This is a genomic window from Bradyrhizobium genomosp. III (assembly GCF_000261705.1).
Classification (GTDB): Bacteria; Pseudomonadota; Alphaproteobacteria; order Rhizobiales; family Xanthobacteraceae; genus Bradyrhizobium; species Bradyrhizobium ottawaense.
The window spans coordinates 1-6231 of sequence record NZ_AJQF01000553.1 but is presented as its reverse complement, the minus strand read 5'-3'; the positions used below and the strand labels follow the sequence as shown (position 1 = coordinate 6231).

Below are 6231 nucleotides of genomic sequence, written 5' to 3'. Positions count from 1 at the left end.
GCATATTGGCTCAATTGAGTCTGGACCCTAGGCTGTGAGCCATCCTGGACGCTTGCGAAGCGCTCAGGACCCAACGGCCTTGGGGCACGCCAAATGTGCCGGCTGCGCTGAAGCGGCTCCGTCCGCGAACGCAGTGTTGCCGGCTGCGCGCCGGGTTATGAGGCAGGAGTAAGCTCGGCGATTTTAGATCAACGATGGTCGTTCTCGTGCGTACTTTCCTTCTCATTGTGGGAATATGGCTACTGGTGAACGTTCTGTTCGTTGTAGTTGTCCTGCCCTCGCGCAGACGGGCACCTACTCGGCGAGCAGGAACCCCATCTCCGGTGACGATCAACACGACGGCCGGCCGCTCGGTCGATCACGACCCACCACTCCTGCGGCGCGGAATGACGCCGGTTGCAATCAGAGTTTTTTTCGTCGCCCTCCTCCTTCCAGTCCTTCGAGCGTGGAATGCGGCTAGGCGGCACTTCAGAGGGCGCCCCGACTAGACGCGGACCATCGCGCGCTTGAGATTCTCGTCGATGTCTTCACTGCGCCGCGGGCCCCCCCGAGCGATTCAGCTAGACCATCAGACAGATCGCAAGTGCGCTCGCTATGGCCATGCCTCCAAGCATGGTTATGACCCCGCGTTCAAACTATGATGTGAAGAGCTCAGAGCCCCAGGAGGTAGCAACTGGCGCCGTCTCAAATGCCGCAATCGGCGCTCAATTTGTCTGCCGCTTTTGAGCTGAAGCCCCATCGATCAGGAAATCGTCCAAATCTCGGCCGCTTCGAAGCTGCGGACGCAGCCATCGCGGCTGCCTGCCGCGACCCGACCATGTCTCCGCTGGGTTCTTCGGATTGCGATATTTGGGACGGACAGGCGGGTATGGACGGCGGCGCTTACGATTGAGCCGTGTGGCCTCGTTGGCCAGTGCAATCCTGTGGAGCCTTTCCTCCAAATGTGCTTTTTGCACCAACATTTTCTGAGCGAGTTGGGCGGCGACCTCTTGGTGAAGTATCCAGAGCTCGTCAATGGAGAGCGAATTAAAATGCGCGGTGTTCATGGCTCCATCCGAATCTTGGGCAGAAGGCCCAGGCAGACAAGTCGGGAATCCGGGAGCAGACAAGCCGTCAGTTAAATATTGATCCTGCAATCCACATTTAAATGTGAGAGGTGGCAGGGAGAAAGGCGCGACAGTGGTAATATCGTGGCGAAGTATTTAATTCGCTGCGAGGGGTAGCCACGTCTCGTGACATCCACAGACTCATTCCTCGGCGAGTTGCGCTTTCGTGTTTCGACGAGCGCAACGATGGCGATCGACCGGCGGCCGCGGCGCAGATCGTGGGCGGGAGCGAGGGCCGGCGCAACTCAGATGGATCGATGAATCGATCGCGCTGCCTCGTGTTGCACCCCTGGAGTGCTGGGCCGGCACATTAATTAGGTGGTCAAGAGGACAATTAATTCATCGCGCCGCCCGATTTAAGCCGTATGGGAGCCGTTGTCGCCGCTAAGGCTCAAGCGGGGGGAGGGCGCACCCGGGAGTTTTCGATGTCCGGTCAATTGCGATTGTATTTCGCCAGTTTGGTCCTTGTCGGAGGTTTTTCGGCGGCGCCCGCGTCCTCCAATCCTGTTGCCGACTTCTTCAATACTGCTACGTCCCAACCGGCGGTAACCTCTCCGCCGCAAGCCGAATGCGTGCCGCGTCCCGGTACCTCGACCAGTGGCGGACAGCATTGGGTCTACCGAACGGACGGTCGCCGCAAATGCTGGTTCCTGGTCGAGGGCATCGCGACGGTGAAGAAGCCCATTCGGGCTCGCGTGGCCAAAGACCGCAGCGCCAGTTTGGACGGAAACGGGACCACGCAGGCCGGGCGGAGCGCGGTCGTTGATGCGCGCGCGGAGTTGCTGCGCTCCGCGCCGCCCGAGCGATCTCGGACGACTGTACCCGAAATGCAGGTAGCAGATGCCGCTCCCGATCTCGGCACGGGCTCTACCCTGATGTCGGCGGCCGCCATCGTAGATATTCCCAGCAACCAGCTCACGCCCGAACACTCCGTGCCGGGCCAAGTCGACGCTGGGCAGCTTCTCGCCGCCGCGCCCGCCAACCCACCTCAAGATATGCCGCTGGGCGCGCGCATGGCAGAGGCGCACGACGAAGCGCGCAGCTGGACGGCCTGGTTCGGTGTGCTGCTGATGACGCTTGGTGGCCTCTCGCTCTTGAGCTCGAGCCGCACGCTTCGGCACGCAGTGAGATTACGCCACTGAGGTAGCGACATATAAGGTGCTGCCGCCGCGCGGCCGAGGGATTGAACGAGCAGGCACGGCCGAACTGCTACACGTACAAAGGTTCGGTGCGTCGCACTTGGTTTGGCACTGCCTCAGACGGACAATCGGGTACGATGGTGGTCACCCTTTTGGATCGGACTGCATCATGCGGTACAAGGTGTTCGTGGTGGACGGCAGCCGGCAAGTGATCTGCGCTGCAAAGCTCGACTGCATTGACGAGCAGGCGGCGAGACGACGAGCCGAGCAAATGCATGACGAGCACGACGTTGAGCTTTGGGAAGGCGATCGACTCGTTGCAGTGTTCCGAAGTGCAACGTCGAATGAAAGTCGGAGCTAAGGCGCGATCCTGAACAGGTGGCCGGTCTCGCCGCCGAGTTTAGTTCAAGCGTTGTGGGGCACCCCGGCCTGGCTGGTTGGCGACATGTCGCAGCGACGTCATCGCGGAGGCTCGCTACTGCGGGGATGAAAGCGCCCAGTCCCCTTTCAAAGTAGTGGCAGATGCGAGGAGCGCGGGCATCCGTGCATCAGCCGCGCGAGTGAGCCAACGCGGGTCAGCCTTCGGACCCGGCAGGTCTCTAAACGGCTCTTGCTCTGCCGCTCGCTTTGGTACGCCGTCTTCTGCCGATTGTTTTTGCCTCTACATGTCGGAGCTTACTTCGAAGCTTCTCCACCTCTCTAAGCTCCTCCAGAAGCGCCTGGTGCCGTTCGCTCAGAACAGCACTAGAAAAGATCTGACGCGTACTCGACATCACATGCCTCAGAAAATGACTTGAAGTAAGAAGTCGACGAAAAGCGAAAGACAAAGAACGCTCGACCGAAGCTCAATGAGCTAAGGCCGCAGCCGCCAGATGTTCCCAATACTCTGCCTCTGCAAGCAGTTTCCAGCTTCTCTCAGGTTGGAGTGCGGCAGTCTGTCGGCAAAGTAACGCCATTGCGCGAAAGCGGCGGGCAGCTTCCATTTCAACCTCCCATGTTTTCTTTTCCCCAACATATTTTTCAATTTTGCGATGGAGTCATCATGATTATACACAATAATCAAATATATCATTTAATGGCGGTCGATTTGGCCGCGTTCGCGCGTCAACCGGGAACTGGTTTCGGTTTTAGCTTCACATGGATTTCGAACGCGGCTTGCCGAGGCCCTGTTGCGCGTTAAAGCGAACGAGAGACGTGCGGGACAGCAACAGGAGATGCGAAGCTTCGTGCGAGAGCATCGAGGACTCTTCTCGCCGCACCCCAGGACACATGCGCCGGCTACCGAGCCATAACCCAGCCATTGGATAGCATCAGCGCTCTGGCTACGCGTCTCGCTCTTAGAGCGCACCACCATCGGATCCCCCGCGATGGTCTCACGCTCTGGAACGTACGCCCGGGCGACGAGGACGGCTACATTGACCCGATGGGATGACCAGCAACACATTGAAGGCCACGTCCGCCGCTTCACGGTGGGCCTGGATCGTCGGATGCGCAAATTAATAAGCACAGGTTGGTGCAAAGTATTGCGAGACTGCTGCTTTCATGCCTCGTCTTCGTGAATTGGGGCTGAGTTTCGGCTCCAATTGCTCCCTGCGAGTTGCCGATCTGCGCGAGGCAAAGATCATCTCGCGAACCGAGTGCATCCGGGAGGCAAGCCGTAAAATTCCGGTGTCGCCTCGCAAGGAGGGACGCAAGAGCCTCTTTGTTATTGATTTCGATGTATTAATTATTAAATCGATCGCGTAAATATATAAATGGACTGATGCTTTAATTTAAAATAGGCTTATTTAATTAGGAGCAGGCGGCCGTGGCGCTTCTCGATCACGGTCGTCGCTTCTGGAGCCGCGAATATTGCAAGATCAAATAATTGCCAAAACGTGGGCGGCTAAGCACCGGCCACGTTGGGCAGGGGGATACCGCTCTAGATCTTTTCGAGTAACTTGGCAGCAGTCTGATGGACTGTCGCTGGCTGGCGGACCTATCGCCGTCCGAGCGAGCGCTACCAATTGCGTGAATTGATTTGCGGCGACGCTCTCTGCTCTGCATTGGCAGACGAGGGTTGCGAATGACGTGCACGCATTTTGTAGCAATGTTCGGCTGGGCTCGGGCAAGTTCGAATTCTTCGTCAATTTGCGATCTTCCGATCCAGCCAAGTTTGCGGTTTGCGAACATGGCGGCTGTCAAGCGCGCGACCGTGCACACGACATCCGATCGCGAGCCCGGATCGACTCCAGCCCCAAACAGGCTTGAGCGGCACGTGTTCTGTTTACACCTTTTCGAAGCGCTGAGCATGACGGCAGGCATGCTGAGCAGCTCGGCATTTTTCTTCAGCAGCATAGGCAAGGCAACGGCCGATCATCCCCGCGCCATTGTGCAATTTGCGCCGGTCCGTGAATGCGGACGGCGCATCACCCAGAGGATTTAAAGCTATGGCGACGCAGACAACGGGCGGCGGCAGCACGGTTTCGTTCGGCAATACTCCGCAAGCCAACACGGACATTTTCTCGTTTACGGAAGACGCCAGCAACATTCTCATCTTGAATGTGCTGGCAAATGACCTTGGGGGCGCGGCCAAGACGCTGTTCTCCCTGGACAATGGAACGAGCGCTTCCGCGTCCACCAAGAACTACGCACCGGCTGATCTGCTGGTCAAAGATGTAGCGTACAGCAGTGATGCCGCCGGAATGGCCGGAACCGGTGACCGCAGCGCCCTCGGTGCTCGCATCTGGATCGAAGCGGACGGCACCGTTCATTACGACAAGGGCGACATCAACGTTCAGCTTCAGGCGCTGGCGACCGGGCAAACGCTGACTGACACATTCACCTACGCTATCCAGCTGGGCAATGGCACGCTCAGTTGGGCGACCGTGACACTCCAGTTCAACGGCGCAAACGACTCGGTCATCATCGCATCGAGTCCGCAGAGCGGCTCGGTGGTAGAAGACGCGAACACCACGCCGGATCTCTCGGATTCGCAGAGCGCGGCGGGCACCATCAGTTTCAACGATGCCGATCTCGGCGACACGCATTCGGCCTCGTTCGCGGCAGCCTCTTCCAACACCACGTCGCTCGGCGCCTTCTCGCTTGATTCTGTCAACGAGACGGCCAATGCCGCCAACGGCTCGGTGCAATGGCATTACAATCTGAACAACGCGGCCGCGCAATACCTCGCTGCGGGCCAGACGATCACCGAGAGCTTCGTGGTGACGATCAATGACGGCCACGGCTCGACAGCTACCCAGACGGTGACGGTCACGATCACAGGCACAAACGATTCGGCTACGGTCTCTTCCGAGGCGAAGTCCGTCACCGAGGGTGATGCCGCCGCCGCTCTCAACACGAGCGGCCAACTCAGCATCATCGACCCGGATACTGGCCAGGCCCATGTCGTGGCGCAATCAAACGTCCACGGGACCTACGGCGACTTCACGATCGATGCCAACGGCGCCTGGAGCTATACCGGTAACGGTGCCCACAATGAGCTCACCGCCGGGCAGCAGATCCAGGACCAGTTCACGGTGACCAGCCAGGACGGCACGGCCACCGGCACGGTGACGGTGACCATCACCGGCAGCAACGACGCGGCCACGGTCTCATCGGATTCGAAGTCGGTAACCGAAGGCGACACGGTCGCCGCACTCAACACCTCAGGCCAGCTCACCATCACCGATCCCGACAGCGGCGAAGCCCACGTCGTCGCGCAATCAAACGTCCACGGAACCTACGGCGACTTCACGATCGATGCCAATGGCGCCTGGAGCTACACCGGCAACGGCGCGCATGACGAGCTCATCGCCGGGCAGCAGGTCCAGGACCAGTTCACCGTGGCCAGCCAGGACGGCACCGCGAGCGGCATCGTCACGGTGACCATCACCGGCAGCAACGATGCGGCCACGGTCTCTTCGGGTTCGAAGTCGGTAACCGAAGGCGACACGGCCGCCGCACTCAACGCCTCGGGCCAGCTCACGATTGTGGATCCCGACAGC

Annotated in this window: 5 protein-coding genes; 4 read left to right on the top strand and 1 reads right to left on the bottom strand. The window is 59.4% G+C overall.

What is annotated here, in order from left to right:
* Positions 1-704: 704 nt before the first annotated feature.
* The gene (locus tag IC66_RS44790; protein WP_083859405.1) at positions 705-1046 is read right to left on the bottom strand and encodes an H-NS histone family protein; all 342 of its coding nucleotides are present in this window, start codon (positions 1044-1046) and stop codon (positions 705-707) included.
* A gap of 485 nt (positions 1047-1531) precedes the next feature.
* On the opposite strand from IC66_RS44790, the gene IC66_RS0141800 reads away from it, so the two are divergent.
* From IC66_RS0141800 to IC66_RS0141785, 4 genes are all read left to right on the top strand, one after another.
* Positions 1532-2248 (top strand): hypothetical protein, encoded by a 717-nt coding sequence (locus tag IC66_RS0141800; RefSeq protein WP_038951337.1) that lies wholly within the window; start codon positions 1532-1534, stop codon positions 2246-2248.
* 166 nt (positions 2249-2414) lie between these two features.
* The gene (locus IC66_RS0141795; protein WP_028144438.1) at positions 2415-2606 is read left to right on the top strand and encodes a hypothetical protein; all 192 of its coding nucleotides are present in this window, start codon (positions 2415-2417) and stop codon (positions 2604-2606) included.
* Positions 2607-4415: 1809 nt separating this feature from the next.
* On the top strand, positions 4416-4670 hold the full coding sequence (locus IC66_RS46965; RefSeq protein WP_157158188.1) for a hypothetical protein: 255 nt from the start codon (positions 4416-4418) through the stop codon (positions 4668-4670).
* 4 nt (positions 4671-4674) lie between these two features.
* Positions 4675-6231, top strand: a 1557-nt coding sequence (locus IC66_RS0141785) for a VCBS domain-containing protein (RefSeq protein WP_038951336.1), incomplete at its 3' end; no start/stop codon positions are given.